This is a genomic window from Salegentibacter tibetensis (assembly GCF_020164485.1).
Taxonomy (GTDB): Bacteria; Bacteroidota; Bacteroidia; order Flavobacteriales; family Flavobacteriaceae; genus Salegentibacter; species Salegentibacter tibetensis.
The window spans coordinates 1-513 of record NZ_JAIQZA010000108.1; the positions used below are offsets into that span (position 1 = coordinate 1).

Annotated in this window: 1 protein-coding gene; it reads right to left on the reverse strand. The window is 33.3% G+C overall.

Annotated elements, in window-relative coordinates; translation table 11 throughout:
- Positions 1–291 (reverse strand): Arm DNA-binding domain-containing protein (locus LB467_RS18710; protein WP_237690473.1); only part of this gene is annotated, 291 nt, incomplete at its 3' end.
- Positions 292–513 lie beyond the last annotated feature (222 nt).

The following is a 513-nucleotide window of genomic DNA, read 5'->3' on the forward strand; positions in this document are numbered from 1 at the left end:
TTTGACCGTCTGTGCCGTTATCAGCAGTCCTTCTTTTAAAAGACTGTCCTGGGTTTTATAGAGCTGCACCTTGGTTTCATCAATTTTTTTATTGATTACCCGGCTTTCAGAACTGTTACCAATAAGTTTACTGGCAGCTTGATTCCATTTGTCAATCGGAATAGTTCGTTTTAAACTAATTTCAAGGGATTTACCATTTACGGTGATTCGGGCATAGAGAATGGCTAAGTCTGGTTGTTTTTTCTTTTTTCGGATAATAAAAGAAATGGAAAAGGTTTGACTGGTACGCATAGCTTTGTTGTTTAAATGAAACAATTAATTAAGGCGAAAGTCAAACTACCAATACATAATTATGAAGTACGGTAAGCTAAAATACAAAAAAATAGCTCACGATAAACTCACAAATTCACAGTGAACTCACGATGAACTCACATAAAATTTAACACTATTTGTTAAAATTTAAGCACAAAAAGAAAGGGTAACTATATGAAAACCATACAATTACCCTTTTTT